Source organism: Micromonospora sp. LZ37 (assembly GCF_059359015.1).
In genome coordinates this window covers 205,540-232,273 of record NZ_JCADBL010000004.1, presented here as the reverse complement: position 1 = coordinate 232,273, position 26,734 = coordinate 205,540, and the positions used below count along the sequence as shown (strand labels likewise).

At 74.7% G+C, this 26,734-nt stretch carries 21 protein-coding genes; 10 read left to right on the top strand and 11 right to left on the bottom strand.

Annotated features, from left to right (window positions below; all coding sequences use genetic code 11):
* Positions 1–57: 57 nt before the first annotated feature.
* Both AC5L3Z_RS11205 and AC5L3Z_RS11200 read left to right on the top strand, forming a co-directional pair.
* Positions 58–1,914 carry an acyl-CoA dehydrogenase gene (locus AC5L3Z_RS11205; protein WP_494841482.1) on the top strand — a complete coding sequence of 619 codons (1,857 nt, stop codon included), beginning with the start codon at positions 58–60 and terminating at the stop codon, positions 1,912–1,914.
* A gap of 794 nt (positions 1,915–2,708) precedes the next feature.
* Positions 2,709–2,978 carry a DUF6458 family protein gene (locus AC5L3Z_RS11200; RefSeq protein ID WP_067300694.1) on the top strand — a complete coding sequence of 90 codons (270 nt, stop codon included), beginning with the start codon at positions 2,709–2,711 and terminating at the stop codon, positions 2,976–2,978.
* Between the two features lie 85 nt (positions 2,979–3,063).
* Here the strand turns inward: AC5L3Z_RS11200 and AC5L3Z_RS11195 are convergent, their stop codons facing one another.
* Complete coding sequence (locus AC5L3Z_RS11195; RefSeq protein WP_494841481.1) at positions 3,064–3,600, bottom strand: SixA phosphatase family protein; 537 nt, start codon at positions 3,598–3,600, stop codon at positions 3,064–3,066.
* A 117-nt stretch (positions 3,601–3,717) separates the two neighbouring features.
* On the opposite strand from AC5L3Z_RS11195, the gene AC5L3Z_RS11190 reads away from it, so the two are divergent.
* Positions 3,718–4,008, top strand: a complete 291-nt coding sequence (locus AC5L3Z_RS11190) for a DUF6458 family protein (protein ID WP_494841480.1) — start codon at positions 3,718–3,720, stop codon at positions 4,006–4,008.
* A 63-nt stretch (positions 4,009–4,071) separates the two neighbouring features.
* On the opposite strand, the gene trhA is transcribed toward AC5L3Z_RS11190, so the two are convergent.
* Positions 4,072–4,749, bottom strand: a complete 678-nt coding sequence (gene trhA, locus AC5L3Z_RS11185) for a PAQR family membrane homeostasis protein TrhA (protein WP_494841479.1) — start codon at positions 4,747–4,749, stop codon at positions 4,072–4,074.
* 109 nt (positions 4,750–4,858) lie between these two features.
* Here trhA and AC5L3Z_RS11180 point away from each other — a divergent pair, with 109 nt between their 5' ends.
* Genes AC5L3Z_RS11180 through AC5L3Z_RS11170 form a run of 3 tightly spaced genes read left to right on the top strand, consistent with a single transcriptional unit; the run spans position 4,859 to position 7,048 of the window.
* A complete protein-coding gene (locus AC5L3Z_RS11180; RefSeq protein ID WP_494841478.1) occupies positions 4,859–5,470 on the top strand; it encodes a 5-oxoprolinase subunit B family protein in 612 nt (203 codons plus the stop codon).
* A complete protein-coding gene (locus AC5L3Z_RS11175; protein WP_494841694.1) occupies positions 5,368–6,315 on the top strand; it encodes a 5-oxoprolinase subunit C family protein in 948 nt (315 codons plus the stop codon). The genes AC5L3Z_RS11180 and AC5L3Z_RS11175 overlap by 103 nt, the downstream gene beginning before the upstream one ends.
* On the top strand, positions 6,299–7,048 hold the full coding sequence (locus AC5L3Z_RS11170; protein WP_494841477.1) for a LamB/YcsF family protein: 750 nt from the start codon (positions 6,299–6,301) through the stop codon (positions 7,046–7,048). The genes AC5L3Z_RS11175 and AC5L3Z_RS11170 overlap by 17 nt, the downstream gene beginning before the upstream one ends.
* 399 nt (positions 7,049–7,447) lie before the next feature.
* Here AC5L3Z_RS11170 and AC5L3Z_RS11165 read toward each other — a convergent pair whose 3' ends face one another.
* From AC5L3Z_RS11165 to pdhA, 6 genes are all read right to left on the bottom strand, one after another.
* A complete protein-coding gene (locus AC5L3Z_RS11165) occupies positions 7,448–9,280 on the bottom strand; it encodes an NHL domain-containing thioredoxin family protein (protein ID WP_494841476.1) in 1,833 nt (610 codons plus the stop codon).
* 118 nt (positions 9,281–9,398) lie between these two features.
* On the bottom strand, positions 9,399–12,437 hold the full coding sequence (locus AC5L3Z_RS11160) for an LppU/SCO3897 family protein (protein ID WP_494841475.1): 3,039 nt from the start codon (positions 12,435–12,437) through the stop codon (positions 9,399–9,401).
* A 348-nt stretch (positions 12,438–12,785) separates the two neighbouring features.
* Positions 12,786–12,923 (bottom strand): hypothetical protein, encoded by a 138-nt coding sequence (locus tag AC5L3Z_RS11155; protein ID WP_168222356.1) that lies wholly within the window; start codon positions 12,921–12,923, stop codon positions 12,786–12,788.
* Positions 12,924–13,144: 221 nt separating this feature from the next.
* The gene (locus AC5L3Z_RS11150) at positions 13,145–14,629 is read right to left on the bottom strand and encodes a dihydrolipoamide acetyltransferase family protein (protein WP_494841693.1); all 1,485 of its coding nucleotides are present in this window, start codon (positions 14,627–14,629) and stop codon (positions 13,145–13,147) included.
* Positions 14,630–14,634: 5 nt separating this feature from the next.
* Positions 14,635–15,624: an alpha-ketoacid dehydrogenase subunit beta gene (locus AC5L3Z_RS11145; protein WP_494841474.1), complete on the bottom strand. Its 990-nt coding sequence runs from the start codon at positions 15,622–15,624 to the stop codon at positions 14,635–14,637.
* Positions 15,624–16,802, bottom strand: coding sequence for a pyruvate dehydrogenase (acetyl-transferring) E1 component subunit alpha (gene pdhA, locus AC5L3Z_RS11140; protein ID WP_494841473.1), 1,179 nt, complete (start codon positions 16,800–16,802; stop codon positions 15,624–15,626). Before pdhA ends, AC5L3Z_RS11145 begins: the two co-directional genes overlap by 1 nt.
* Positions 16,803–17,304: 502 nt before the next feature.
* Here pdhA and AC5L3Z_RS11135 point away from each other — a divergent pair.
* Both AC5L3Z_RS11135 and AC5L3Z_RS11130 read left to right on the top strand, forming a co-directional pair.
* A complete protein-coding gene (locus AC5L3Z_RS11135; protein WP_494841472.1) occupies positions 17,305–18,303 on the top strand; it encodes a hypothetical protein in 999 nt (332 codons plus the stop codon).
* A 77-nt stretch (positions 18,304–18,380) separates the two neighbouring features.
* Positions 18,381–19,007 (top strand): phosphatase PAP2 family protein, encoded by a 627-nt coding sequence (locus AC5L3Z_RS11130; RefSeq protein ID WP_494841692.1) that lies wholly within the window; start codon positions 18,381–18,383, stop codon positions 19,005–19,007.
* On the opposite strand, the gene AC5L3Z_RS11125 is transcribed toward AC5L3Z_RS11130, so the two are convergent.
* The 3 genes from AC5L3Z_RS11125 to AC5L3Z_RS11115 form a co-directional block, all read right to left on the bottom strand.
* The gene (locus tag AC5L3Z_RS11125; protein ID WP_494841471.1) at positions 19,004–20,224 is read right to left on the bottom strand and encodes a hypothetical protein; all 1,221 of its coding nucleotides are present in this window, start codon (positions 20,222–20,224) and stop codon (positions 19,004–19,006) included. The two genes, AC5L3Z_RS11130 and AC5L3Z_RS11125, sit on opposite strands and share 4 nt — an antisense overlap.
* Before the next feature lie 67 nt (positions 20,225–20,291).
* Positions 20,292–21,953, bottom strand: coding sequence for a GTPase (locus AC5L3Z_RS11120; RefSeq protein WP_494841470.1), 1,662 nt, complete (start codon positions 21,951–21,953; stop codon positions 20,292–20,294).
* Between the two features lie 17 nt (positions 21,954–21,970).
* Entirely contained in the window at positions 21,971–23,812 is a 1,842-nt protein-coding gene (locus tag AC5L3Z_RS11115) for an ABC transporter (RefSeq protein ID WP_494841469.1), read from the bottom strand.
* A 208-nt stretch (positions 23,813–24,020) separates the two neighbouring features.
* On the opposite strand from AC5L3Z_RS11115, the gene dnaK reads away from it, so the two are divergent.
* Both dnaK and grpE read left to right on the top strand, forming a co-directional pair.
* The gene (dnaK, locus tag AC5L3Z_RS11110; RefSeq protein ID WP_494841468.1) at positions 24,021–25,874 is read left to right on the top strand and encodes a molecular chaperone DnaK; all 1,854 of its coding nucleotides are present in this window, start codon (positions 24,021–24,023) and stop codon (positions 25,872–25,874) included.
* Positions 25,875–25,919: 45 nt separating this feature from the next.
* The gene (gene grpE / locus AC5L3Z_RS11105; RefSeq protein WP_494841467.1) at positions 25,920–26,672 is read left to right on the top strand and encodes a nucleotide exchange factor GrpE; all 753 of its coding nucleotides are present in this window, start codon (positions 25,920–25,922) and stop codon (positions 26,670–26,672) included.
* The last annotated feature ends 62 nt before the right edge of the window (positions 26,673–26,734 follow it).

Here is a 26,734-nt window from a genome sequence, read left to right as displayed (position 1 = left end):
GTAATACAGTCTGGGTTACTGATCGGTAACACCTGTCCGGAAGCGGGGCCAGCGAGCATGACCCACTACAAGAGCAATCTTCGGGACCTCGAGTTCAACCTGTTCGAGGTCTTCGGGGCGGACCGGACGTTCGGCCAGGAGCCGTACTCGGACCTGGACGTCGACACCGCCCGCAGCTTCCTCTCCGAGGTCGACCGCCTGGCCCGCGAGGACCTCGCGGCCAGCTACACGGACAGCGACCGCAACCCGCCGGTCTTCGACCCGGCGACGCACACCGCGCCGCTGCCGGAGTCGTTCAAGAAGTCCTACCAGGCGTTCATGGACTCCGAGTTCTGGCGGCTGGACCTCCCCGAGGCCCTCGGCGGCACCAACGCCCCCCGGGCGCTCTGGTGGTCGCTGGCCGAGCTGGTGCTGGGTGCCAACGCCCCCATCTGGATGTACGCCTCCGGCCCGTCCTTCGCGCACGTGCTGCACGTCGAGGGCACCGAGCAGCAGAAGAAGTGGGCGCGGCTCTTCATCGACAAGCAGTGGGGCTCCACCATGGTGCTCACCGAGCCGGACGCCGGCTCGGACGTGGGCGCCGGTCGGACCCGGGCGATCCAGCAGCCCGACGGCTCCTGGCACATCGAGGGCGTGAAGCGCTTCATCACCTCCGGTGAGCACGACCTGAGCGACAACATCGTCCACTACGTGCTGGCCCGTCCGGTCGGCGTCGAGGGCGTCGGCGGCCCGGGCACCAAGGGCCTGTCGCTCTTCGTGGTGCCGAAGTACCACTTCGACGAGAACACCGGCGAGCTGGGCGAGCGCAACGGCGTCTACGCCACCAACGTCGAGCACAAGATGGGCCTGAAGGTCTCCAACACCTGCGAGGTGACCTTCGGCGAGCACGGCGTGCCGGCCAAGGGTTGGCTGCTGGGCGAGAAGCACGACGGCATCCGGCAGATGTTCATGATCATCGAGTACGCCCGGATGATGGTCGGCACCAAGGCCATCGCCACCCTCTCCACTGGCTACCTCAACGCCCTGGAGTACGCCAAGAACCGGGTGCAGGGCGCCGACCTGCTCCAGATGAGCGACAAGACCGCGCCGCGGGTGACCATCACCAACCACCCGGACGTGCGTCGCTCGCTGATGCTGCAGAAGTCGTACGCCGAGGGCCTGCGGGCGCTGGTCTGCTACACCGCCTCCTGGCAGGACAAGGTCGCCCTCGCCGAGGCGGCCGGCGACGAGAAGGCCACCAAGCTGGCCAAGCGCGTCAACGACCTGCTCCTCCCGCTGGTCAAGGGCGTCGGCTCGGAGCGGGCGTACGAGCTGCTCGGTCACGAGTCGCTGCAGACCTTCGGCGGCTCGGGCTTCCTCCAGGACTACCCGCTGGAGCAGTACGTCCGCGACGCCAAGATCGACACCCTGTACGAGGGCACCACCGCGATCCAGAGCCTGGACCTGATCTTCCGCAAGATCGTCCGGGACAACGGCAAGGCCCTGATGGCGGTCGCCGCCGAGATCCAGGAGTTCATCACCTCCGAGGCCGGCAACGGCCAGCTCAAGGAGGAGCGGCAGGCGCTCGGCAAGGCGCTCACCGAGATCCAGACCATGCTCGGGGTGATGACCGGCTGGCTCGGCGAGGCGCAGGGCGGCGACACCCGCTCCCTCTACAAGGTCGGCCTGGCCAGCCGCCGGTTCCTGCTGGCCGTCGGCGACCTGGTCGTCGGGTGGCTGCTCCAGCGGCAGGCCGACGTGGCGCTGCGCGCCCTGGCCGGCGAGGTCTCCACCGCCGACAAGGCGTTCTACACCGGCAAGGTGGCCGCCGCCCGGTTCTTCGCCCGCGAGGTCCTGCCCCGCATCGGCGCCGACCGGCGGATCATCGAGGGCACCGACCTCGACCTGATGGACCTCCCGGAGGAGGCCTTCTGAGCCCTACCGGGTGAACGGACCGGTACGGCATCGACCCCGACGGCCGGCGAGCGCGGAGCTCGCCGGCCGTCGCCGTCCCAGCACCCACCCGGGCGGCCCCGCCCGCTCTTGCCGACCTGCCCGGGCGTGCCCGTCGCCGGGTGCCCACGGTCCGTCGTCCGCCTTCCGCGGGCCAGCCGTCCGCCGCCCAGGACACCGCCGCTCTCCTCGCCGGGCGCACGCGACCCGCAGCCGGGGGACAGGTGCGCCGACCAGGGCACGGCCGCCCGCCCGCTCGAGTGCTCGCCTCGCGCCGCGCTTTGCGGCGTGTCGGGGTATCCGGCCGGTCGGACACCGCGACACGCCGCAAACGGGGCACCGCCCGGGCTGTCGGGACCGTCCGGCCGACGACCGGCATGCCGGCCCGGACGAGCGGTGTCGTGGGTGGCGGTGTCGGAGCGTCACCGTCGTCTGGAGCCGCTTCCCGATGGGCGCGATACCTGCCAGGTATCAAGATGCCTCTGAGGTATCGCGCTCAAATACCCCCACCGGCCCGAGCGGCCCGACCCACCAAGACCCACCCGCACCCGTACAGGGCCAGGGCCAGCGTTGCCTGCGGTTTCCCGGCACGCCGCCCGGGCTCTCTCGTCGAAACGCCCGACCGCCCCTGGCGGGGCCCCGGACCGCCGGAAGTCGCCCGGAGTCGTGCCGGGGATTCGCGGGGTGGGGGCTGGTAGGTGGGCCGGTTGGCGGGTAACCGTCGGGACCACGTCAGAGCACGCCCAAGGGCCACCGCACAGGGGAGTGCAGCGCACATGGGCATTGGTAGCGGCATCTTTCTCATCGCGCTGGGCGCGATCATGACCTTCGCCATCCGAGCCAACGTCTGGTGGATCGACCTGCGGGCGGTCGGCTGGGTGTTCATCCTGGCCGGGCTGGCCGTACTGCTCACCACGCTCTGGTTCTGGCAGGACCGACGCAAGCGGGCGCGCACGCTGATCGTGGAGGAGAACCGACTCTCCCACCCGACCGCGATGATGCCCCCGCCGCCCGACCCGCCCCCGCCGACCGCCCCGCCCTCCTGACCCGGGCCGGGGGGTCACTCAGCCGGGTTTGAAAGCCCCCTGCGCAACGCGCCGACGCGTTGCGCAGGGGGCTTTTCGGTGTGGATCAGCCGCGAGCGGTGTGGCGGGTGGTGAGAGTTGCGGCGCCCGGGGCCAGCTCCGGCCAGGGGGCCCGGAAGCGGTGTACGGCCAGCTCGGTGGTGCGCAGGCCGTCGGGATCCGCCCGCTCCGGGTCGAGCAGCGCCGAGAGCAGCGAGATGCCCGGATTGTGGGCGACCAGCAGTACGGTGCCGACCGCCGGGTCGACCGCCCGCACCAGGCCGAGCAGCTCCTCCGGCTGGGCCTCGTACGCGGTGGCCTCGAAGCGCACCACCGGTACCGGTCCCGCCGGGCCCCCTTCCGGCGGGGATCCGGTCATGCCCAGCGCCACCCCGTGCCAGGTCTGCCGGGTCCGGCGGGCCGCGGAGCAGATCACCACGTCCGGGAGCAGGACGTGCCGGGCCAGCCAGGCCCCGGCCGCGGCCGCGTCGGCGTGCCCGCGCGCGGTCAACCGACGATCCGTGTCCGGGGCGCTGCCCCCCGGTTCGGCCTTGGCGTGCCGGAGCAGCACCAGTGTCCGTTCCTCGGCTCTGCCGTCCGTCATCAGGACAGCTTGCCTGATTGGCGGTCGAAGCGCCTGGGTATGTCGATGTGTGCCGCTCGCTCATCGACCGGCCGCGGCGGGTAGCAGACGCCAGCTGACAGCCAAGGAGGCGACATCATGGGCATCGGTGCCAGCATCTTCCTCATCGCGCTGGGGGCGATCTTCGCGTTCGCCATCGACGCGAACCTGGGATGGCTCAACCTCAACGTCGTCGGCTGGGTGTTGATGCTCGCCGGCCTCGCCGGGCTGCTGACCACCCTCTACTTCTGGAACAGCCGGCGTCGTACCGTCGTCGCCGCCCCGGCCCACCAGGACCGCGTGGTGACCGACCGGGTGGTGCCGGTGCAGGACGACCGGGTGGTGCGGGAGGAGTACCGCGAGGTGCGCCGCCCGGGCTACCCCGCCTGATCCACGGACTCCGGACTCGGCGCAGGGCCTCGCAACGGCGCGGGGCCCTGCGTCGTTCCCGGGTCAGGCGAAGAGCGCGAAGTAGATCGCGATGTGGTGACAGAGCGCGGCGATCAGGGTGCAGGCGTGGAAGAATTCGTGGTGGCCGAAGACGGTGGGCCAGGGGTTCGGCCTGCGCAGCGCGTAGAAGACCGCGCCGGCGCTGTAGATCGCACCGCCGGCCGCCAGCAGCACGAGGGCGGTCACCCCGCCCTGGTGCAGGATCTGCGGCAGCATCACCACCGAGACCCAGCCGAGCGCCAGGTAGAGCGGCGCGGAGACCCAGCGGGGGGCGTGCGGCCAGATCAGCTTCAGCGCCACCCCGGCCAGCGCTCCGCCCCAGACCAGGCTGAGCATGGTGGTGGCCATCCGGCGGTCGAGCAGCAGGAGGCAGAAGGGCGTGTAGGTGCCGGCGATGAACACGAAGATCATCGAGTGGTCCATCCGGCGCATGATCTGATAGCCGCGCTCGGACCAGACGCGCCGGTGGTAGAGCGCGCTGGTGCCGAAGAGCCCGCAGACGGTCAGGCTGTAGATCAGGCAGCTCACCAGGGGTGCCCAACCGGGTCGGGTGGCCGCGATCGCGCAGAGCACGATGCCGCAGACGAGCGCGACGAAGAACGCGTAGGTGTGCAGCCAGCCGCGCATCCGGGGTTTACCGATGTCGACCGGCTTGAGCCGAAGCGGTGCGGAGGTGGTCACCCGTTCAGGCTACGGCACCGTAGGTTACTTGCAAGTAGTGCCCGGGGTCTTCGCCCGCCGCGGGCTCCGGCGACCCCCGGACGACGGATCGATCCGGGAGGATGGCGGCATGCGGATCCGACCCGTCGGGCGGCACGCCCTGCTGCTGGACTGCGACGACCCCGGCCAGGTCGAGGCGTGGCGGGCCGAGTTGTGGCACCGCCGCGCCGCCGGTGAGCTGACCGCCGCCGAGATCGTGCCGGCCGCCGCGACCGTCCTTCTCGACGGGGTGCCGGACCCGGCGGTCGCCGCCGCGCGGATCGCCGGCTGGCGACCCCGACCGGCCCCCACCACGGCCGCCGCCGACGAGGTCCACGTCCCCACCGTGTACGACGGGGAGGACCTGCCCGTCGTCGCCGCCCACTGGGGCGTCCCCGTCGACGGGGTGGTCGAGCGGCTGCGGCGCACCGGGTTCCGGGTGGCGTTCTGCGGCTTCGCGCCCGGGTTCGCGTACCTGACCGGGCTGCCGCCGGAGTGCGCGGTACCCCGGCTGCCCAGCCCGCGCCCCCGGGTGCCGGCCGGGTCGGTCGCCCTGGCCGGCCCGTACGCGGGGATCTACCCCACCGCCTCGCCCGGCGGCTGGCTGCTGGTCGGGCGGACCGCACTGGCCCTGTTCGACGTGCACGCCGACCCGCCGGCCCGACTCACCCCGGGCACCCGGGTCCGGCTGGTGCCGGCGTGATCGAGGTGCTCCGGGCCGGGCCGCTCACCACCGTGCAGGACCTGGGCCGCCCCGGATACGCGCACCTCGGCGTACCCCGGTCGGGGGCACTGGACCCGGCGGCGCTGGCGCTGGCCAACCGACTCGTCGGCAACCCGGAGCCGGCCGCCGGCCTGGAGATCACCCTGACCGGCTGCCGGCTGCGGCTGACCCGGGCGGCCACGGTCGCGGTCACCGGCGCCGACGCGGAGGTACGCGTCGACCGGCGCCCCGGGGACGTGGGCCGCCCGCTCTCCGTGCCGGCCGGGGCCGTGCTGCGGATCGGCCCGCCCCGCGCCGGGCTGCGCAACTGGCTCGCGATCGACGGCGGGATCGCCGTCGCGCCGGTGCTCGGCAGCCGCGCCACCGACACCCTCTCCGGTCTCGGTCCATCCCCGGTACGCGACGGCGACCGGCTACCGCTCGGCCCGTCCACCGGCCCGCCCGCCCCGGTGGACGTCACCCCGGGCCCGCCGCTCCCCGCCGAGCTGCGGCTCACCCTCCGACCCGGCCCCCGGCACGACTGGTTCACCGCCGACGCGCTGGACCGGCTCCTGCGCACGGCGTACACGGTGAGCCCGTTGAGCGACCGGGTGGGCGCGCGACTGGTCGGCGCGCCGCTGCCCCGCGCGGTGGCCGGGGAACTGCCCAGCGAGGGCGTCGTGCTCGGCGCGGTGCAGGTGCCGGCGGACGGCCAGCCACTGATCTTCCTGGCCGACCATCCCACCACCGGTGGGTACCCGGTCATCGGGGTGGTGGACGACGTGAGCGGGCTCGGTCAGGCCCGCCCAGGTACTACCGTCAGGTTCCATGGACCTCAACGCTGACCTCGGTGAGGGATTCGGGATCTGGCGGCTCGGCGACGACGACGCGCTGCTGGACCTGGTCACCTCGGCCAACGTCGCCTGCGGCTTCCACGGCGGGGACCCGTCCACCATGCGCCGGGTCTGCGCCGCCGCCACCGAACGCCACGTCGCGATCGGCGCCCAGGTCGGTTACCGGGACCTCGCCGGCTTCGGCCGCCGCCACATCGCGTACGCCTTCACCGAGCTGCGCGACGAGGTCACCTACCAGCTCGGCGCCCTGGACGCGTTCTGCCGGCTGTTCCACACCCGGGTCCGCTACCTCAAGCCGCACGGTGCGCTCTACCACGCGGCGGCCGTCGACGAGGCCCAGGCCGCCGCCCTGGTCGCCGCGGTCAGCGGGTACGACGACCAGTTGCCGATCCTCTGCGGGCCCGGCTCCAAGCTCGCCCAGCTCGCCGTCGGGGCCGGGCTGCGGGTGGTCGCCGAGGGCTTCGCCGACCGGGGCTACCTGCCCAACGGTTCGCTGGTGCCGCGGACCGCGCTCGGCGCGCTCGTCACCGACCCGGAGGAGGTGGCCGCCCGGGCCGTCCGGATGGCCACCGAGCGCACCGTCGTCGCGACCGACGGCACCGTCATCCCCTTGGCGGTCGAATCGATCTGCCTGCACGGGGACACCCCGGGGGCGGTCGCCTCGGCGGCGCTGGTCCGGGCCGCGCTCCTCGACGCCGGGGTGACGCCCACACCGTTCGCCTGAGCGTCATCGTGCCGCTGCCTCCGCTGCCTCCGCTGCCTCTGCTGCCCGGTGGCACCGGTCCGGGCCGTTCCGGTCCCCGCGGTCGCCGGCCGGGGCGCGCCGACGCCGACCGGGGCCGGGTGCGCCGAGGCCCGGCCGCGGTGCGGGCAGCATGTCGTTCGCGGTGCCTTTGGAGCTGATGTCGCCAACGACTCACGACGCCGCCGCACGCGGTGGCCGGTCGCCCGGCACCACGGCCTGCCGCAGGACTCCATCGGTGCTCCCTTCGGCGCGGCCCCGGGCGCCGAGCTGAGTCGTTCGCGTCATCAGCTCCAAAGGACGGCAGAGGTGACACCGCAACGAGGGCCGATGTCGCGCACCGTGGCCGGCCCCGTCGGAGGCGGCCCGGTGGCAGGGACCTCAGGCGTCCATGCCGCGCAGCACCAGCGGCACCCGCGTCGCGCCGCCGCCGGTCACCCGCACCGGGACGCCCCAGTCCTGCCGGGTCAGGTGGCAGGCGGCGTGCTCGACGTCGGCGTCGCAGGTGGCCGCCTGGGCGGTCACCTGGAGCACGCCCTCGGCCACCGCGCCGTCGATCACCAGCCGTCGGGACAGGTCGGTGGTGGTGCCGGCCCCCTCCAGCAGCAGCTCCGGCGGCGAGGCGGAGACCACCAGCCGGGTGGACGGGCCGTACGTGTCGTCGAGCTTCTGCCCCGGCGCCGGCGTGAAGATCACGTCGAGGGTCAGCTCGCCGGCCGCGACGTCGGTCGGCTTGCGCTCCAGCCGGTGCCGGGGGCCGTCCACGGTGCTCGCGCCGGCTGCGGAGAGCGCGCCGGGAGCCAGCCGGGTCAGCCGGTGCGCGGCCGACTCGACCACCAGCACCTCGCCCTCGGCGGTGAGCACCAGGTCGCTCGGCTCGGCCAGTCCGTCGGCGACCGTGGCGACCTGGTCGGTCTCCGGGTCGAAGCGGCGTACCGCACCGTTGTAGGTGTCGGCGATCAGCACCGAGCCGTCGGGCAGCGCGCACACCCCGAGCGGGTGCTGAAGCAACGCCCGGTCGGCCGGACCGTCCACGTGGCCGAAGTCGAAGAGCCCCTGCCCGACCGCGGTGCCCATCACCCCGTCCTCCACGAACCGGACGGCACTGGTCTCGCTGTCGGCGACCCAGAGCCGGGTGCCGTCGGCCGAGACGGAGAGCCCGGAGGGCTGCGCCATCCACACGTCGGGCAGCGGGCCGTCGCGCAGCGCCTCCACCGTGGTGCCGGCGTACATGCCGGCGGTCCGCTTGATCGGGTCGAACCACCAGAGCTGGTGGATGCCCGCCATGGCGACGACCACCCGGCCGTCGTACCAGGCGAGGTCCCAGGGGGAGGAGAGGTCCACCGAGCGGGCGTCGTGCGCGTGGTCGTCGACGCTGGAGCGCCACTGCCGGCCGGTGCCGGCCACGGTGACCACCTCGCCGGTCGCCAACCGCACGCCGCGCAGCAGGTGGTTGACGGTGTCGGCGACGACCAGGTCGTATCCGGCGACCTCGGCGGCGTGCGGGGGGAGCAGGCAGAGCCCCTGCGGCTCGGAGAAGGTGGCCGTCTCCGCCGGACCGTCGGCGTGGCCCCGCTCGCCCGAGCCGATCCGGCGGACCACCTTCTCGCCGTCCGGGGCCAGCTCGACCAGCGAGTGCCGGGCCGAGTCCGAGACCAGCAGGTTGCCGCCGTCGAGCAGCACGGCCTTGCCGGGGAAGCGCAGCGCCGTCTCCGGCTGCGCGGGCGGCACGTACGGGCCGTCGCCCCGGTGCAGGGTGCCCTTCGCCTCATGGGTGGCGATCAGGTCGTCGATGAGGCGGGCCAGCCCCTCGGCGTGCCCCTCCCCGGCCATCGTGGCCACCACGTAGCCTTCCGGGTCGACCACCGAGAGGGTGGGCCAGGCCTTGGCCGCGTACTGCTGCCACATGTCCAGCTCGGGGTCGTCGAGCACCGGGTGGTGCACGCCGTACCGCTCGACGGCGGCGGCCAGCGCGTCCGCGTCCTTCTCGTGTTCGAACTTCGGCGAGTGCACGCCCACCACGACGAGCACGTCGCCGTACTTCTCCTCCAACGGGCGGAGCTCGTCGAGCACGTGCAGGCAGTTGATGCAGCAGAAGGTCCAGAAGTCCAACAGGACGATCTTGCCGCGGAGGTCGGCGAGCTTCAGTTCCCGCTCACCGGTGTTCAGCCAGCCCCGACCGCGCAGCTCGGGGGCCCGTACTCGTGCGCTCATGACCCCAGTCTGCCGGACGAGGTGCCGCCGCCCGGTCCGGACCCGACGCGGGGCCGATCACACCCGGACGGACGACGGCGGGGCCACGGATCACCGTGGCCCCGCCGTCGTCGGATCGTTACTTGGTGGCCGGCTTGAGGCAGAGCACCCGGTCGGCCCCGCTGCCCGGCAGCACGACGTGCGGCTGGGCCGGGTCGCCGCACTTGTCCTTGGTCTCGACCCGCGAGACCACGGTGAACGCGCCCTGCTCGCCGCAGGCCGCGGCGGACGCCGAGCCGCCGGACTGCTTGACGCAGGACCCGACGGCCGGGTTGAACGGGGCCGGCTCGTCGTTCCCACCGATCTTGCCGAGCAGGCTGAGCAGACCGAGCGGCACGGCCAGGATCAGCACCGCCGCGATCAGCACCAGCGCCAGCACCCGACCGTTGCGCACCTTCGGCGCCGGCTGCTCGGTCTTCGGCTCCGCCTCCGGCTTGAACGCCTCGAAGCGCCCCTGGTCCGGATCCGGGTCGTGCGGCCAGCCCGCCGGGCCGGACTGCGCCCCGCCGGGCTGCGGGAACTGCTGCCCCGCAGGCGGGAAGGGCGGCCCGGCGGGCGGGAACGGCTGGCCGGCCGACGGGAACGCCGAGGTGCCGCCGCCGTGCGCCGGGTCGTGCGCCGGGTGGCCGTACCCGGGGACCGGGTCGCCGGCGGCCGGGCTGCCGGGCGCCCCGAACGGCTCGGCGGGCCGGTCGGCCGGGCCGTGCGGCCGGGTCCCGTTCATCGGTCGGGTGTTGTTGGTCGGGTCGGAGAAGGCCGGGATGGCGCCCGGGAAGGGCGGCGGCGCGGCCGGCGACATGGGCGGCGCCGACGAGGGCGCCTCACCGCCGTAGCCGCGCGGACCGTCGGGCCGCTCGTCGAACGGGTGCCGGTCCTGGCCGTCGAAGCCGTTGCGCTCCTGACCGTCGAACGGGTGCCGGTCCTGGCCGTCGAAGCGCTGGTCGTGCTCCGGCCGGCGGTCGGCCGGCTCCTCCACCGGCTCGTCCGCCGGCTGCGCCGGGCGGCCGTACACCCGGGGTTGCGGGGCGGGCGCGCCACCCGGCCGCAGCGCCTGGTCGGTCGGGGGCATCACCCGGCTGGCCAGCGGCACCGAGGCGCTCGCCGAGGCCCGACCGGCCTCCGCACCGTCGGCCGCCGGTACGGCAGCGCGACCGGCGCCCTCGGACTCCGGCGAGGTACGCGGCGCGGGCACCACCGGCCCGGCCGGGGACTGCGGCTGCTCCGGCGGGTCCCAACCCGACGGGGCGCCCGGGCGCTGCGACTCGTACCCGGACGGTGATCCGCCACCGTCGCGGCCGTTCGCCGGCTGCTCCGCGGCGCCGCCGAACTGGGCCGGCGGGACGTAGTCGGCCGGCGGGGCGGCGGCCAGGCTGGCACCCGGGACGCGCTGCTCCTGCGGCGGCAGCGGCACGGCGTTGGCCGGTGAGATGCCGGGGGCCGGGCCGGGCTGGTAGGCGGGCGGCTCCTCGGCGCGCTGCGGCTCCCAGGCGTCACCGGCGGACCGCTGCGCGGGCTCCGTCCCGGCGCGACCCCAGACCTCCTCGGCGGCCCACGGCTCGGCGTCCGGCACCACCGGACGGTCGGCGCCGGCCCACTGCGGAGCGTTGTCCGCGGCGGCCGTGGCCCAGGCGGGCGAGCCGCCGTCGGGCACCGAGACCGAGGCGCTCGCCCGGGCGGGCTGCTCCGGCGGCGTCCACCCACCGGCGTCGGGCCGGTCGTCCTGCTGCGGCGCGGCGGCCGGACTCCACGACCCGGCCCCGGCCTGGTCCTGGGCGGCCGGCCACTCCTGGCCCTGCGGCTGGTCGTCCCGGCCGGACTGGTTGCCCCACCGGTCGGCGGGCTGCTGCTCCTCGCGCGCCTCCCAGCGGGCGGTCCCCGGCTCCTCCGGGGTGCCCCAGCGCTGCTGCTGCCGCTCGTCCGGCTGGCCGGCCGGGGACCAGCCACCCTGGGGGGCGGCGTCGTCCTGCCGCTCGGCGGGCCAGCCACCGGAACGGGCGGCGTCGTCCATCCCGGACCAGCCGTTCGCCGTGCCCGCGTCGGGCTGCGGCACCTGGGCCGCGCCGCGAGCGCCGGCCTCGGCCTGCGGCCAGGCAGCGGGGGCCTGCTCGTGCTGCGGTACGGGCACCGAGGCCCGGCCGGCGGAGCGCGGTGCGTCGTCCGACGTGGACGCCGCAGGGGTGGGCCAGCCGCCGGAGCGGGCCGGGTCGTCCTGCTGCCCGGTGTCGGCGGACTGCTGCTCCTGCTGGTGGGCCGGCGCGGTGCCCCAGCCACCGGGGCTCTGCTGCTCCTGCTGGGCGGCGGCGGTGTTCCAGCCACCCGAGCTGGGCTCCTGCTGCGCCGCGGCGGTGTTCCAACCGCCCGAGGTGGCCTCCTGCTGCGCGGCGGCGGTGTTCCAGCCGCCCGAGCTGGCCGGCTCGTTCTGGCCGGCGTTGTTCCAGCCTCCGTCCGACTGCTCCTGGCCGGTGCCGCCGGCCTGCCAGCCACCGGAGCGGGCCGGGTCGTCCTGGGGCGGGGCGGGCCAGCCGCCGGAGCGGGCCGGGTCGTCCTGCGCGGCGCCCCAGCCGTTGGTGGCGGCGGGCTGTTCCTGCTGCGCGGCGGGGTTCCAGCCGCCCGGGGCGGGCGACTCGTCCTGAGTGGACCAGCCGTTGGGGGCGTCGGCCTGCGGCACGCGGGCGGCGCCCCGGGCACCGGCGTCGGGCTGCGCCCACGCCGGGGTGGCCTGGCCGCTCTGCGTCCAGGTGGGCTGTGCGGGCTCGCCGTGACCGGCGGACTGCCCGGCGCCGGCCCAGCCGGCGGCGGGCTGGTCGGCCTGCGCGGCCCAGGCGGGCTGGGCGGGCGCGCCCTGCGGGTTCCACGGGCCCGGCTGCGCGGGCTCACCCTGCTGCGGAACCTGCGCGGCCCCCCAGGCGGGAGGCTGGTCCGGCGCCGCGGCCCAGGCCGGGGCGGCCGGGTTCGGTCGGTTGGCGGGGGGTGGTGGCGCCCATCCCAGGTCCGGGGTGGCGGGGGCGCCGTACCCGTTGTCCTGCGTCTGTCGGTCGCCGTACGGCGTCGGTCCACCGGCGCCCGGCGGCACCTGGTCCGGCTCCTGGCCGGGGCGGTGCGGGCCCTCGGACGTCATGGCTGCGCCTCCTCCATCACATGTCGGCCGCCGATGCCGTCCGGTTCCGGTCGGCTGGGTCGCCGGCTGTCGCCGGCGGATCGGCCGTGCGGGCTCCCCGCACCGTATCCGGTGGCCGCGCGGGGCGTCCGGGGAGCACCGGCCGTCACTCCGCGTCGCCGGACGGTGTCGATCGGCTTTCATCCGGCTCGATCTCGTCACGGGTCGACGGGTGGCGACCGTGCCCCACCGTACCGGGCGTCGGGTCGAGGTGGAATCCCGGTCTCAGCCGCCCGGAACGCCGACGACCCGCCCGGGAGGCCCGGGCGGGTCGTCGATCTGGAGGAGGTGAGGAAAGTCGGGGTGGCGTCAGCTCATGTGACGCTGGGCGATCGCGAGGATCTCCTCGCGCACGGCCGGCGAGTTGGCGGAACGCAGCGCGTGCTCGATGGCACGGGCGCGGCGGTTGGCGTCGCGGCGGGTGCGGATTCGCTCGATCATGCTCATGGTGGTCTCTCCTCCGGCTATTCGGTTGTCAGCCCCTGATGTGTCCATTGAAGCGCACCGCGCTCCCAAATTCCATCGATTATTAGGTGAGCTGAGACACCCGCCTAAGGATCGTAGGTCAACGGGGGTGATAGCCGAAGTTTTCTTCGACCAACGGCCACGGCCGGTGTGCCGGGCGTTCACCCGTGGCACACCGGCCGTGGCCTGGTGTCGTGGACCCGTCAGGTCCAGGCGAGCAGCGCCGCCTCCGGGTCGGCCAGGAAGTCCCCGATGTCACGGAGGAACTTCGAGCCGAGCTCACCGTCGATGATCCGGTGGTCGAAGGAGAGACCCAGGGTGGTGACCTGGCGCGGCTTGACCTTGCCCTTGTGCACCCACGGCATCTCGCGGACCGCGCCGAAGGCCAGGATCGCCGACTCGCCCGGGGGCAGGATCGGCGTACCGGTGTCGACGCCGAAGACCCCGACGTTGGTGATCGTCAGCGTGCCGCCGGACATGTCCGCCGGGGAGGTCTTCCCGGCCTTGGCCGTCTGCACCAGGTCGGTCATCGCGTCCGCCAGCTCGCGCAGCGAGAGCCGGCCGGCGTCCTTGATGTTCGGCACGATCAGGCCCCGCTCGGTGGCCGCCGCGATGCCCAGGTTGACGTAGTCCTTGACCACGATCTCGTCGCCGGCCCAGGTCGAGTTGACCATCGGGTACCGCTTGGCGGCCAGCAGCACCGCCTTGGCCACCAGCAGCAGCGGCGAGACCCGGACGTCGCGCCACTCCCGCCGGGTGCGGAGCCGGTCCAGGGCCTTCATCGCCCGGGTCACGTCGACGGTGAGGAACTCCGTGACGTGCGGGGCGGTGAACGCCGAGCGGGACATGTTCTCGGCGGTGAGCTTGCGTACCCCCTTGACCGGGATGCGCTGCTCGCGGTCCGCGCCGAAGCTCGCGGCGGCCGTGGCCGGCGTCGTCACCGTCAGCGGCTCGGCCGCCGCCGGGGCCGCGCTCGCCGCCCGCTGTACGTCCTCCCGGGTGATCGAGCCCAGCGGGCCCGAGCCGGTCAGCGTGGCGAGGTCGACGCCGAGGTCCTTGGCGAGCTTGCGCACCGGCGGCTTGGCCAGCACCAGCCCGCCGACCCGCCCGTTGCCGTTGGCGACCGGAGCCGGCGACACGGGCGCCACCGGGGCGGGCGCCACCGGAGCCGGCGCGACCGGAGCGGCCGAGACCGGGGCGGCCGGCGCGGACGCCTGGGCCGGGACGGCGCCCTTGCGCGGGCGGCGCTTGGCCGCCGTGGTGCGGGGGCCGTAGCCGACCAGGACGGCGGTGCGGCCGCCCGGGGCGGGACCGCCGATCAGGCCCGGCTCGATCGCGCCCTCCGCCGGGGCCACCTCGACCGCGGCCAGCGAGGCCGCCGACGGGGTGGGCAGCGCGGAGGCGGGGGCGCCGGTCGTCGACTCCTCGACCGGGCCGGCGCCCGGGTCGGTGTCGATCGAGATGATCGGCGTGCCGACCTCGACCGTGGTTCCCTCCGGGTGGAAGATCGCCCGGACCTGGCCGGCCCACTTCGCCGGGATCTCGACGGCCGCCTTCGCCGTCTCCACCTCGACGATCGGCTGGTTCAGCTCGATGACGTCGCCCACCTTGACCAGCCAGGCGAGGATCTCGCCCTCGGTCAGGCCCTCGCCCAGGTCGGGCAGGTTGAACTCCTTGATCCGCGACATGCCGCTCACCAGCCGAAGGTGCGGTCGACGGCGTCGAGCACCCGGTCGAGGTCGGGCAGGTACTCCTCCTCCACCCGGCTGGCCGGGTAGGGGGTGTCGAAGCCGGTGACCCGCAGCACGGGGGACTCCAGGGAGTAGAAGCACTCCTCGGTGATCCGGGCCGCGATCTCCGAGCCCAGGCCCAGGTTGCCCGGGGCCTCGTGCACGACCACGCACCGGCCGGTGCGCTTCACCGACTCGTACGCGGCGGTCAGGTCCAGCGGGGAGAGCGTGCGCAGGTCGACGACCTCCAGCTCCCGGCCGTCCTCGGCGGCGGCGGTCGCCGCGTCCAGGCAGGTCCGCACCATCGGCCCGTACGCCAGCACGGTGGCGGCGGTGCCGGGCCGGACGACCCGGGCGGAGTGCAGCGGGTACGCCGCGTCCAGCGGGGCGTCCAGCTCGACCGGGCCCTTCTCCCAGTAGCGCCGCTTCGGCTCCAGGAAGACGATCGGGTCGTCCGAGGCGATCGCCTGCTGGATCATCGAGTACGCGTCCTGCGGGGTGGCGCAGGAGACGACCTTCAGGCCGGCGGTGTGGGCGAAGTACGCCTCGGGCGACTCCGAGTGGTGCTCGACCGCGCCGATGCCGCCGCCGTAGGGGATCCGGATCACCATCGGGATCCTGACCTTGCCCTGCGAGCGGTAGTGCATCTTCGCCACCTGCGACACGATCTGGTCGTACGCGGGGTAGACGAAGCCGTCGAACTGGATCTCGCAGACCGGGCGGTAGCCGCGGATGGCCAGGCCGACCGCGGTGCCGATGATGCCGGACTCGGCCAGCGGGGTGTCGATGACCCGCTGGTCGCCGAAGTCCTTCTGGAGGCCGTCGGTGATCCGGAAGACGCCGCCGAGCTTGCCGACGTCCTCGCCCATGATGACGACCTTCGGGTCGTTCTCCAGGGCCTTGCGCAGGCCGGTGTTGAGGGCCTTGCCGAGGGTGAGCGTCTCCGTGGCCATCAGTGGGCGCTCCCCTCGAACGACTCCATGTACTTCGTGAACTGCGCCCGCTGCTCGTCGAGCTCGGGGGACCCGTTGGGGTAGACGTGGTCGAACATCGTCACCGGCTCCGGGTTGGGCATCTCCAGCACCCGCTCGCGCAGGTGCACCGACTCGGCGCGGGCCTGCTCGTCGACGGAGGCGAAGAAGTCGGCGTCGGCGATCTGCTGCTTGGTCAGGAACGCCTTCATTCGGGCGATCGGGTCCTTGGCCTGCCAGGCCTCGACCTCGCTGGCGATCCGGTAGCGGGTCGGGTCGTCGGAGGTGGTGTGCGCCCCCATCCGGTAGGTGTACGCCTCGATCAGGCTGGGGCCCTGGCCGAGCCGGGCGTTGTCCAGCGCGTGCCGGGTCACCGCGTACGAGGCGAGCACGTCGTTGCCGTCCACCCGGACGCCGGGGAAGCCGAAGCCGCCGGCGCGCTGGTACAGCGGGACGCGGGTCTGCCGCTCCAGCGGCTCGGAGATGGCGTACTGGTTGTTCTGGCAGAAGAAGACCAGCGGGGCGTTGAAGACGCTGGCCCAGACGAACGCCTCGTTGACGTCGCCCTGGCTGGTGGCGCCGTCGCCGAAGTAGGCGATCACCGCCTCGCCGTCCTCGGTGCCGGTCCGGCCGTCCATGTGGACACCCATGGCGTACCCGGTCGCGTGCAGGGTCTGTGCCCCGATCACGATCGTGTACATGTTGAACTTGAACTCGTTCGGGTCCCAGCCGCCCTGGTCGACGCCGCGGAACAGGCCGAGCGGCATGATCGGGTCGATGCCCCGGCAGTAGAGGACGCCGTGCTCCCGGTAGGTCGGGAAGGCCATGTCCTGGCTCCGCAGCGCGCGGCCGGAGCCGACCTGCGCCGCCTCCTGGCCGAGCAGGCTGGCCCAGAGGCCCAGCTCACCCTGCCGCTGCAACGCGGTGGCCTCGGCGTCGAGCTTGCGGACCAGCACGAGGTCGCGGTAGAGCCCGCGGTACTCCTCGTCGGTGAAGTCGACGCGGTACTCGGTCCCGTCCGGGCCGGTCGCGCTCTCGATCCGCTCACCGGTGGGGGTGAGCAGCTGCACCAGTTCCGGCTCGCCCGCCGCGGCGGTGCGCTTGGACCGGGGTGCGGCCCGCCGGCCGCGGCTGGTGACCCCGGGGTCGCCCTTTGCCATCCGTCTCTCCCTGTCGTGTCTGCGCCGGAGCCGGGCGGTGGCCCGTCCGCGCAAATCGTGCGCCGGCCCGGCCGGTGCCGGACTGGTTCCTGGTGACCGCGCCTAGCCCCGGTGAGGGTTGCCGCGCGGCCTGAGCCGGATCCATGGGTCGAACCCGGTTCGGGAGCGCCGGCGCCCAACCGCGCCTGCCGCGGGGTGCGCGGAGGTCGCGGCTGCGTTGCCGTCGTGCCTGAATGATTGCAGAGGAGGTGAGCGGGCCCACAGTATGGCCCTACCCGCCGGTCGGCTTCCGTCTGCTTCGCGACGCATCAACGCATTTGTCGCTTGGAAGATCCGCGGCGTCGGACAATTTGTGTGTCGACACGCTGTGGTGGCTGGTGAACTGAGCGTCACTGGGCCAAGCTGACCCGGTAGCCGATGGGCGGTTCGCGACCTTTGTCCGTTTGGGAGGGTCGGCCCGCTCCGGCCTTTCCCCACCCGTGGTCGACGACAGGGAGTGCGCGTGTCCGAGTCCGGCGAAGGTCCCGCTGCTCCGCTGCTCGGCCGGCACCGGGCCGGCGGTTACCGGAGGGTCGTCGGCGTCCACCGCGCCCTGGGCTCCGGGCGCTCCGGCCGGGGCTATCTGTTCACCGTGGCGCTCCTCGCCGGCACGGCGTCGATGCCGATCCTCGCGGCGATCAGCACCGGCTCGGCGACCGTCGGCAGCAGCGCGCTGCCGGACGGCCGCACCCCGTTCCTGCCCACCCCCTCCGTCGGTCCGGTGGTGGTACCGGTCCCCGCCACCGGGCAGCCCGCGCTGCCCCGGCCCGCCCCGACCGCCCCCGCCCCGGCCACCCCGGACCTGCTCGGGCCCGCCGCCGCGCCGGCGCCACCCGCCGCCCCCGACCCCGGCTCGGCCCGACGGCCGCCAACCCCGCTGCTGCCCTGGGTCCCCGCGCCGCGTCGTCCGACGCCCCCGCCCGGTGCTTCCCCGAGGCCGACCCCGACCCCCGGGCCGACCCCGGAGCCCACGCCGACGCCGGACCCCACCGTGGAGCCGTCCGAGACCCTCTCCGCGCCGCCCCCGGACCCGACCGCCACCGCCGCACCGAGCGCCACCGGTGCGCCGACCCGCACGGTCGGGCCGAGCGCCACCGCGACGTCCCCGCCCGGCGAGCCCACCGACGGGCCCACCGCCGCGCCGACGCCCACCGTGACCGTCACCGCGAGCCCCGTCGCCGGGCCGAGCGCCACCGCGATCCCGGCCCCGGCGACCACCCGGGCGCAGCCCGGCCGGCCGGGCGCCGGGACCGCTCCCGGCCACCGGGCCGACCCACCGCACCGGCCGGTCCGCCCGCCGGCCGCCGGCGTCAACCCGCCCGCCGCGACCCTCCGACCGCCGTCCGCCGCGATCCGCCCGGCGACCGACCCGCGCCCGGCGCCGCAGCCCCCGGTCGGGCCCGCGCCCACCAACCCCCGACACACCGGCCCGGACGGTACGGTGACGAACGACGCCAGCTGACCCGGTGCGACGCCGGAGCGCGGCCGGCACCAGACCGGGCAGGGCGGGACGGGATCGGGGACGGGGCGCTGGACGTGATCGACGGTGGCGGCGACGGGCACCCTCCACCCACCCAGGCGCCCGGAGGCCCGGCGACCCGGCTGGCCCGGCTGGTCACCGAGCTGACCGCCCCCGCGATCCTGGTCAGCGTGCTGACCGTGCTGGTCGGCTGGCACGCCGCGGGCGGCGGCCACGGGCTGGTCTGGGGACTGCTCGCCACCCTCTTCGCCGCCGGCATCCCGTTCGCGTACATCGTCGGCGGGGTGCGGCGTGGCCGAATCACCGACCACCACGTCGGGGTACGCGAGCAGCGGCGTGTACCCCTGCTCTTCGGGCTGACCTCCGCCGCCGCCGGCCTGGCGCTGCTCGCGGCGCTCGGGGCGCCGCGACCGGTGCTGGCCCTGGTCGCGGCCGGGGTGGTCGGCCTGGTCGTGGCGGTGGGCGTCAGCCACTGGTGGAAGATGTCGATCCACTCCGCGGTGGCCGCCGGCACGGTGGTCGTGCTGGTGCTCACCTTCGGCGCCCGGCTGCTCGCCGCCGCCCCGCTGCTGGCTCTGGTCGGCTGGTCCCGGGTCCGGCTGCGCGACCACACCGTCGCCCAGGTGGTGGTGGGGGGTGTGGTCGGCGGCCTGGTCGCCGGGGTGGTCTACCGCGCCCTGGCCTAGCCGTCGTCGCCGAGGCGCTGGCGGTTGGCCTCGATCCAGGCGTCCAGCGCGGCCGGGTCGTCCGGGTCGACGCCGTCGGCCATCAGCTGCGCCACCGCGGCCGTGGCCGGACTGCGCCGCTCCCCGGTGCTGTAGAGCCGGGCGAACTCGGGCACCAGCTCCTCGATCGCCTCGTCGGTCTGCGTCACCGCCCGCTCCGGCAGCCCCCGCCGGTGACCGGCGTACGCCGCCCAGGCGCGCAGCACCCGGGGCAGCATCGCCGCGTCGTCCATGTCCAGCACCGCCCGCCGGTGCACCCAGTCGAGCAGGAACAGCCCGGCGACCGCCGGGGACCAGCGCAGCGGGTCCGCGTCCGGGAAGGTCGCCGCGTGGTCGAGGAGCAGGCCCAGGCAGAAGTGCAGCGAGGCCAGCTCGGCGTCACCGGCCAGGCCGTCCAGCCCGGCCCGCGCGGCCTCCGGCGAGGCCAGGAAGGCCCGGACCAGCGCGGTGCGCTCGTCGACGCCGAGCGGCTCGGCGTCCCGGACGTCGACCGGCGCCTGCGGCAGCACCGCCAGCCGGGCGCCGACCAGGGCCCGGTCCGTGGCGAGTGAACCCTCGGCGGGCAGGTCGCCCAGGTCGTCGGTGATGGCCAGGTGCCGGCGCACCTCGCCGCGCATCCGGGCCGGATCCTCCTCCCGGAACCAGGTCAGGTCGTCGGCGCCGCACATCTGCCGGACCTGCTCCAGGATCCGCTCGGCCGGGCCGCCGACGAAGACGTCCTTGGTGATGCCGATGTTGTGGTCGACCAGCGCGACCAGGGCGTGTTCGGGGCCGCCGACCGTCTCGTCGTCGTAGGCGAAGGTGGCCAGGTAGGAGGTCTGGTCGCCGTACACGTCGCCGTACGACCAGGTGCCGGTGAGGTGGACCCGCCCGAGCTGGCCCGACCAGGCCGGCGCCTGGGTGCCCGGGCGGACCTTCGCCGCGCCCTCGGCGTCCGGCACCAGCGCGGCGAAGACCGACCGGATGGTGGTCGCGGCGGCGGTACGGCGACGCGCGGTGGCGGTCAGGAAACCGGCGACGAACTCCCGGACCGCCGTCTCACGGTCGGTGTCGGCGATCGCGTAGACGCTGCCCAGCAGCGCCGCGCCGAGCATCTCGGCGTCGAGCGCGGTGTCCAGCCTGGTCACGTCGCGGGCGGCCTGGAGCACCGCGTCGTAGGGGGTCTGTGGCGTGGCCATGGACCGACCCTACGCCGCCCGGGCGGGCCCGGACACCGTGCCGACGCGCGGCGTCACCGGGCGACGGTCACCGGGCGGCGTCGCGCAACGCCTCCCGGGCCCGCCCGTAGCGGCCCATCACGACCCGGACCGGTTCGAGGACGTACGCGTCGCCCACCTCGGCCACCGCCGTGGTGAGTCGCTGCTCGGCCCGTTGTCGGGCGCGGCGGGCCGCCCAGCGGACCACCGGCCGGGTCACCGCGGCCACCAGCAGCCCGGCGAGCAGGCCGCCCAGGAGCAGCAGGGTGGGCAGCGGCACCTCGCCGACGCGCGGATTGTCCAGCGCGGGCAGGCCGAGCGCCCGCAGCGCGTAGCCGAGCAGCAGCCAGCCCAGGCCCGCCAGCGCGGCGAGGGTGAGCAGCCACTGCAGGCCGCCGACGAGACGCCACCAGAGCGGCCGGCGGTCCATGCCCAGGTCGGTGCCGGCGACCGCGCGGTCCAGCGCGTCCGGCAGGTCGTTGAGGCGGGACCGGGCGGCCGTGGTCACCGCGCTCTGCCAGGGCGCCGGCAGCGCCGCGCCGGAGCGGTCGGCGACCGCGCGGATCGCCAGCCCCACCGCGGACCGCTGGGCGACCGTCGGGTCGGGCACCGAGGTCGCGGCGACCAGGCTCTCCTCGGGCCGGTCGACGTCGCCGGACGGCCCGGGCAGGTGCAGCCGGCGCAGCGGGTCCGGCCGGAGCTTGCGCCAGCCGCGCACCAGCGGCCAGCCGGTGGACGCGCCGGCCCGGTGCCGGTACGCCCCCTGCACCGCCTCCGCCACCGCCGGCACCCCGGCCGCGCCGGCCAGGGCCCGGTCCAGCGACCGGACCGTGGTCTCGTCGGGCAGGTCACGGGGCACCTCGGCGGTGACCAGTTCGGCCAGGTCGTCCACGACGATGTCCACGTCGCCGGCGAGCCGGCGCAGCGCCGCCTGGCGCTCGGCGACCGTACGCTCCAGCGCCTCCCGCAGGCCGTCCATGCCGGTCGGCTGCACCGCCGTGGTGGCCAGCAGCGGCACCCCGTCCAGCCCGTCGGCGTCGAGGAGCCGGCGCAGGTCGGCCAGGACCCGGGGCACCTCCGCCGGGGGGAGCCGGTCGGCCTGGTTGAGCACGACCAGGGTGACGTCCTTGTGCCGGTGGAACTCCCGCAGGTAGCTGGTGTGGATCACCCGGTCGGCGTACTTCTGCGGGTCGACCACCCAGACCACCAGGTCGACCAGGCCGAGCAGGCGGTCCACCTCCAGCCGGTGGGACCGCTGCACCGAGTCGAAGTCGGGCAGGTCGAGCAGGATCAGCCCGTGCAGGGCCGTCTCGTCGTCACCGTCGAGCGCGCTCTCCCGGACGAACCGGTGCCGGGGCAGCACGCCGACCCAGTCGAGCAGCCTGTTGCCGCCGTCCAGCGGCCCCCAGACGCAGGCGTGCGCGACGCCGGTGGTGGGGCGGCGCACCCCGACCGGGGAGAGCTCCAGCCGGGCCAGGGCGTTGAACAGGCTGGACTTGCCGCTGCCGGTGGCTCCGGCGAGCGCCACCACGGTGTGGTCGCGGGAGAGCGCCAGCCGGGTGCCGGCCCGCTCGACCAGGGTGTGCGCGCCGACGAGCTGGGAGTCCGGCACCTCGCCGTCGACCGCCTTCAGGAAGCGGCGCACCGCGTCGAGGCGGGCCACCAGGGCGTCGGCGTCGACCCGCTGGTCGCCCCGGAACGCCTCACGCATCCGACCGACGATGCCCGTCACCGGCGCTCACCGCCCGGGCCGGTCAGCGCCGGGCCGTCGCCGTCGGCGAGCCCGCTGCGGTGCCGGGCCACCTCGACCCGGCCGGCGGACCGGCGCAGCTCGGCACCGGCGTCCACGCCGGGCCGGGCCTCGTCGGTGCGGCTCAGGTAGCGCGCCGCCTCCTCGTCCAGCAGCGTCCGGATCCGGTCCAGCAGGTCGGCCCGGGCCTTGGCGGCGAGGGTACGCACGGCCTGGTCGCCGAAGATCGCCTGGAGCACGGCCTGCGCGGCGACGGTGGTGCCGGCCCCGGTGGCCACCTCCAGGCCGGTGGGGATGAACGCGGTCGAGGCGAAGACCGCGATCATGACGGCGAGCCCGGTGGCGTTGACCGCGTACGCGGCGGTGCGGGCCACGAAGCGCCGGTCGCCGCCCTCCTCCTTGACCAGCTCCAGCACCCCGCGCTGCCAGTCCCGGACCAGCCGTTCGGCCCGCTCGGAGAGGTCGTCGGAGGGGTGGGCGAGGGCCGGGTCGACCAGCGCCGCCCCGGCCGGGTGCGCCTTCCACCCGGCGTACGCGTTCTCGGCGGCCTCGGAGGCGACCCCGCGCAGCAGGGTGACCAGCTGGGACTCGATGGCGTTGCGCAGCTCCACGGCGGGCGCGGCGGGCCGCCCGGTGACCGCGGCGACGACCCGGTCGCGGAGCCGGCCGATCCGGGCCTCCAGGGTGCGGAAGAACTCGCCGGTGCCGACGTACTCCTGCCAGCGGGCGAGCACCTCGCCGCGGAGCAGCCGGCCGTCCTTGAGCCCCTCCTCGACGGTGCGCTGCGCGCCGCGGTACGCGGCCCGGACCCGCTCGTCGAGCGCCTCGGCGGCGGTGACCTGCTCGTCGGCGGCCTCGGCCAGCGCCTCCACCGTCGGGTGCAGCGAGGCGAGCGCGCCGTCGAGGGTCTGCCGCACCACGGCGGCCCGGGCCTCGGCGTCGGCGGCGAGCCGGGCGAACCAGGCGCTCAGTGGCGCGGTGACCTTGTCGGGCAGCAGCCCCTGCCCGTCGACCCAGGTCTCGGGGAGGACGAAGAGCGGGGCGGCGCCGAGGTCCTGCGCGGCGAGCATCTCCGAGAGGTGGGCGGCGATCTCGTCGGCGGCCTCCGGCGGCACCCGGTCGAGCACCATGGCGATCGCGGCGCCCCGGGACCGGGCGCTGCGGAGCAGCTCCCAGGGGACGGCGTCGGCGTACCGGGCGGCGGTGGTGACGAAGAGCCAGAGGTCGGCGGCGGCGAGCAGCTGGCCGGCCAGGGCCCGGTTGGCGTCGACCACCGAGTCGATGTCGGGCGCGTCCAGGAAGGCCAGCCCGGGCGGGAGCGCGGGCGCGGTGACCAGTTGGAGGGCGCGCGGGTCCTCGCTCGGCTCGGTGGTGCGGGTGAGCCCGGGCAGCAGGTCGCCCTGGCGGAACCAGGCCGCGTCGGCGGGGTTGCAGACCAGCACCGGTGAGCGGGTGGTCGGGCGGAGCACCCCGGCGGCGCTGACCCGGGCCTGGACCAGGCTGTTGACCAGGGTCGACTTGCCGGCGCCGGTGGAACCGCCGACCACCACCAGCAGGGGCGCGTCGAGCCGGGCGAGCCGGGGCAGCAGGTAGTCGTCGAGCTGGTCGGTGAGCGCGGCGGCGGTGCGCCGGGCCGGCTCGGCCGAGGGCAGGGCGAGCGGGAACCGGGCCGCGCCGATCGCGGCCCGCAGTCCGGTCAGCGCGGCGGGGAGGCCCTCCGCGGCGGTGCCGGCGGGCTCTTCGCCGGCGTCGGACGACCCGGTGCGGGCGGCGACGGGGGGCGCGCCGGACCGGGTGGCGGGATCGCCTTTCGTCGTCACCGCTAAAGCGTGCCCGACCGATGCAAGGGAAGACAACCGGACGGTAATAACGGTCGGGTTGCGTCGGGTTGGCTCAACCCCGACTTGCGGTTTGCCGGCGGCGTGGCACTATTGAGTCAAGTTCACTCAACTTATGGTGCGGTCGCTGCGGGCGGCCCGCCGGGCAGGCCCTGTGACCTGCTCAATGTAACGAAGCGAGGAAGCGAAGATGGCACGTGCGGTCGGTATCGACCTCGGCACGACGAACTCCTGCGTCAGCGTTCTCGAGGGCGGTGAGCCCACCGTCATCGCCAACGCTGAGGGCTCGCGGACGACCCCGTCGATCGTCGCGTTCGCCCGCAACGGCGAGGTGCTCGTCGGTGAGGTCGCCAAGCGCCAGGCGGTGACCAACCCGGACCGGACGATCCGCTCGGTCAAGCGGGAGATCGGCACCAACTGGTCCGTCGACATCGACGGCAAGAAGTACACCCCGCAGGAGATCTCGGCGCGGACGCTGATGAAGCTCAAGCGGGACGCCGAGGCGTACCTGGGCGAGCAGATCACCGACGCGGTGATCACCGTCCCGGCCTACTTCAACGACGGTCAGCGCCAGGCCACCAAGGAGGCCGGTGAGATCGCCGGCTTCAACGTGCTGCGGATCGTCAACGAGCCGACCGCGGCCGCCCTGGCGTACGGGCTGGACAAGGGCTCCAAGGAGCAGACCGTCCTCGTCTTCGACCTCGGTGGCGGCACCTTCGACGTGTCGCTGCTGGAGCTGGCCGAGGGCGTCATCGAGGTCAAGTCCACCAGCGGTGACAACCACCTCGGTGGTGACGACTGGGACCAGCGCATCATCGACCACCTGGTGAAGACCTTCCGGGGCGAGCACGGCATCGACCTCGGCCAGGACAAGATGGCCCTCCAGCGGCTCCGTGAGGCCGCCGAGAAGGCCAAGATCGAGCTCTCCGCCGCCACCACCACCAACATCAACCTGCCGTACATCACCGCCGGGTCCGCCGGCCCGCTGCACCTGGACGTGACGCTCAGCCGGGCCGAGTTCCAGCGGATGACGCAGGACCTGCTGGACCGCTGCAAGGGCCCGTTCGAGCAGGCCGTGAAGGACGCCGGGATCAAGATCTCCGACGTCGAGCACGTGATCCTGGTCGGCGGCTCGACCCGGATGCCGGCCGTGACCGACCTGGTCAAGCAGCTCACCGGCCGCGACCCCAACAAGGGCGTCAACCCGGACGAGGTCGTCGCCGTCGGCGCCGCCCTGCAGGCCGGCGTGCTCAAGGGCGAGGTCAAGGACGTCCTGCTGCTCGACGTGACGCCGCTGAGCCTGGGCATCGAGACCAAGGGCGGCATCTTCACCAAGCTGATCGAGCGCAACACCACCATCCCGACCAAGCGCTCCGAGGTCTTCACCACGGCGGACGACAACCAGCCGTCGGTGCTGATCCAGGTCTTCCAGGGTGAGCGGGAGATCGCGGCCTACAACAAGAAGCTCGGCACCTTCGAGCTGACCGGCCTCCCGCCGGCGCCGCGCGGCGTGCCCCAGATCGAGGTCGCGTTCGACATCGACGCCAACGGCATCGTGAACGTGCACGCGAAGGACCTGGGCACCGGCAAGGAGCAGAAGATGACGATCACCGGCGGCTCCTCGCTGCCGAAGGACGACATCGAGCGGATGCGCCGGGACGCCGAGGAGCACGCGGAGGACGACAAGCGCCGCCGCGAGGAGGCCGAGACCCGCAACGTGGCCGAGGCGCTGCAGTGGCAGACCGAGAAGTTCCTCGCCGAGAGCGGTGACAAGCTGCCCGCCGAGAACCGCGAGCAGCTCAACGAGGCCCTCGGTGAGCTGCGTGGCGCGCTCGGCGGCCAGGACATCGAGAAGATCAAGGCGGCCCACGAGCGGCTGGCGCAGGTCTCCCAGCAGGCCGGTTCGCTGCTCTACGCGTCGCAGGGCGAGCAGGGTGAGCAGCCGGGCGCGGCCGGCCCGGGCGCGGGTGCCACCGGCGGCCAGCAGGCCGGCGGCGCCGACGACGTGGTCGACGCGGAGATCGTGGACGAGGACAAGAAGTGACCTGTCCCCACCACGGAACCACGGCAGAGAAATCGAGGTAGTCGCATGACGCAGAAGCCACGAGCCGCCGACCCGGCCGCCACCGGGTCTGCGCCGGGTGGCTCCGGGCCCGGGGAGCCGGCCGCCGGCGACGGGCCGCGGGTCGTCATCCGCAACAACCGCAAGATCGGAAAGAGCGAGGAGGCGCCGGCCGCCGCCGACGCCGGGACGGACGTCCCGGCCGAGGGCCTGGTCGAGGAGGCCGAGGTCGTGGTCGACGAGATCGAGATCGAAGCCACCTCGCTCAGCGGGCCGGCCGCGGCCGGACCGCCGGTGGTGGACGCTCCCGCGCCGGTCGACGGCGGCGCCACCGGCTCGCCCCTCGGGGCCGAGCTGGAGGCGCTCCGGGCCGAGCTCGACGAGCGGACCCGGGACCTGCAACGGGTGTCGGCGGAGTACGCCAACTACCGCAAGCGGGTGGACCGGGACCGGGGCGTGGTCCAGGAGCAGGCGACCGGCTCGGTGCTCGCCGCGTTGCTGCCGATCCTGGACGACCTGGACCGGGCTCGCGAGCACGGTGACCTGGTGGGGCCGTTCGGCACCGTCGCCGATCAGCTCACCACGGCGCTGGGCAAGTTCGGGCTCACCCCGTTCGGGGAGCAGGGCGACCCGTTCGACCCGACCCGGCACGAGGCGGTCGCGCACCAGACCTCGCCGGACGTCACCGAGCCGACCTGCGTGCAGGTGATGCGCCGGGGCTACCTGCTCGGCGAGCGGCTGCTGCGGCCCGCGCTGGTCGCGGTCGCCGACCCGGAATAGTGCACGACCATCCGGTCGCCCCGCCCGCCGCCAACCGGCGGGCGGGGCGACCGGGCCACATC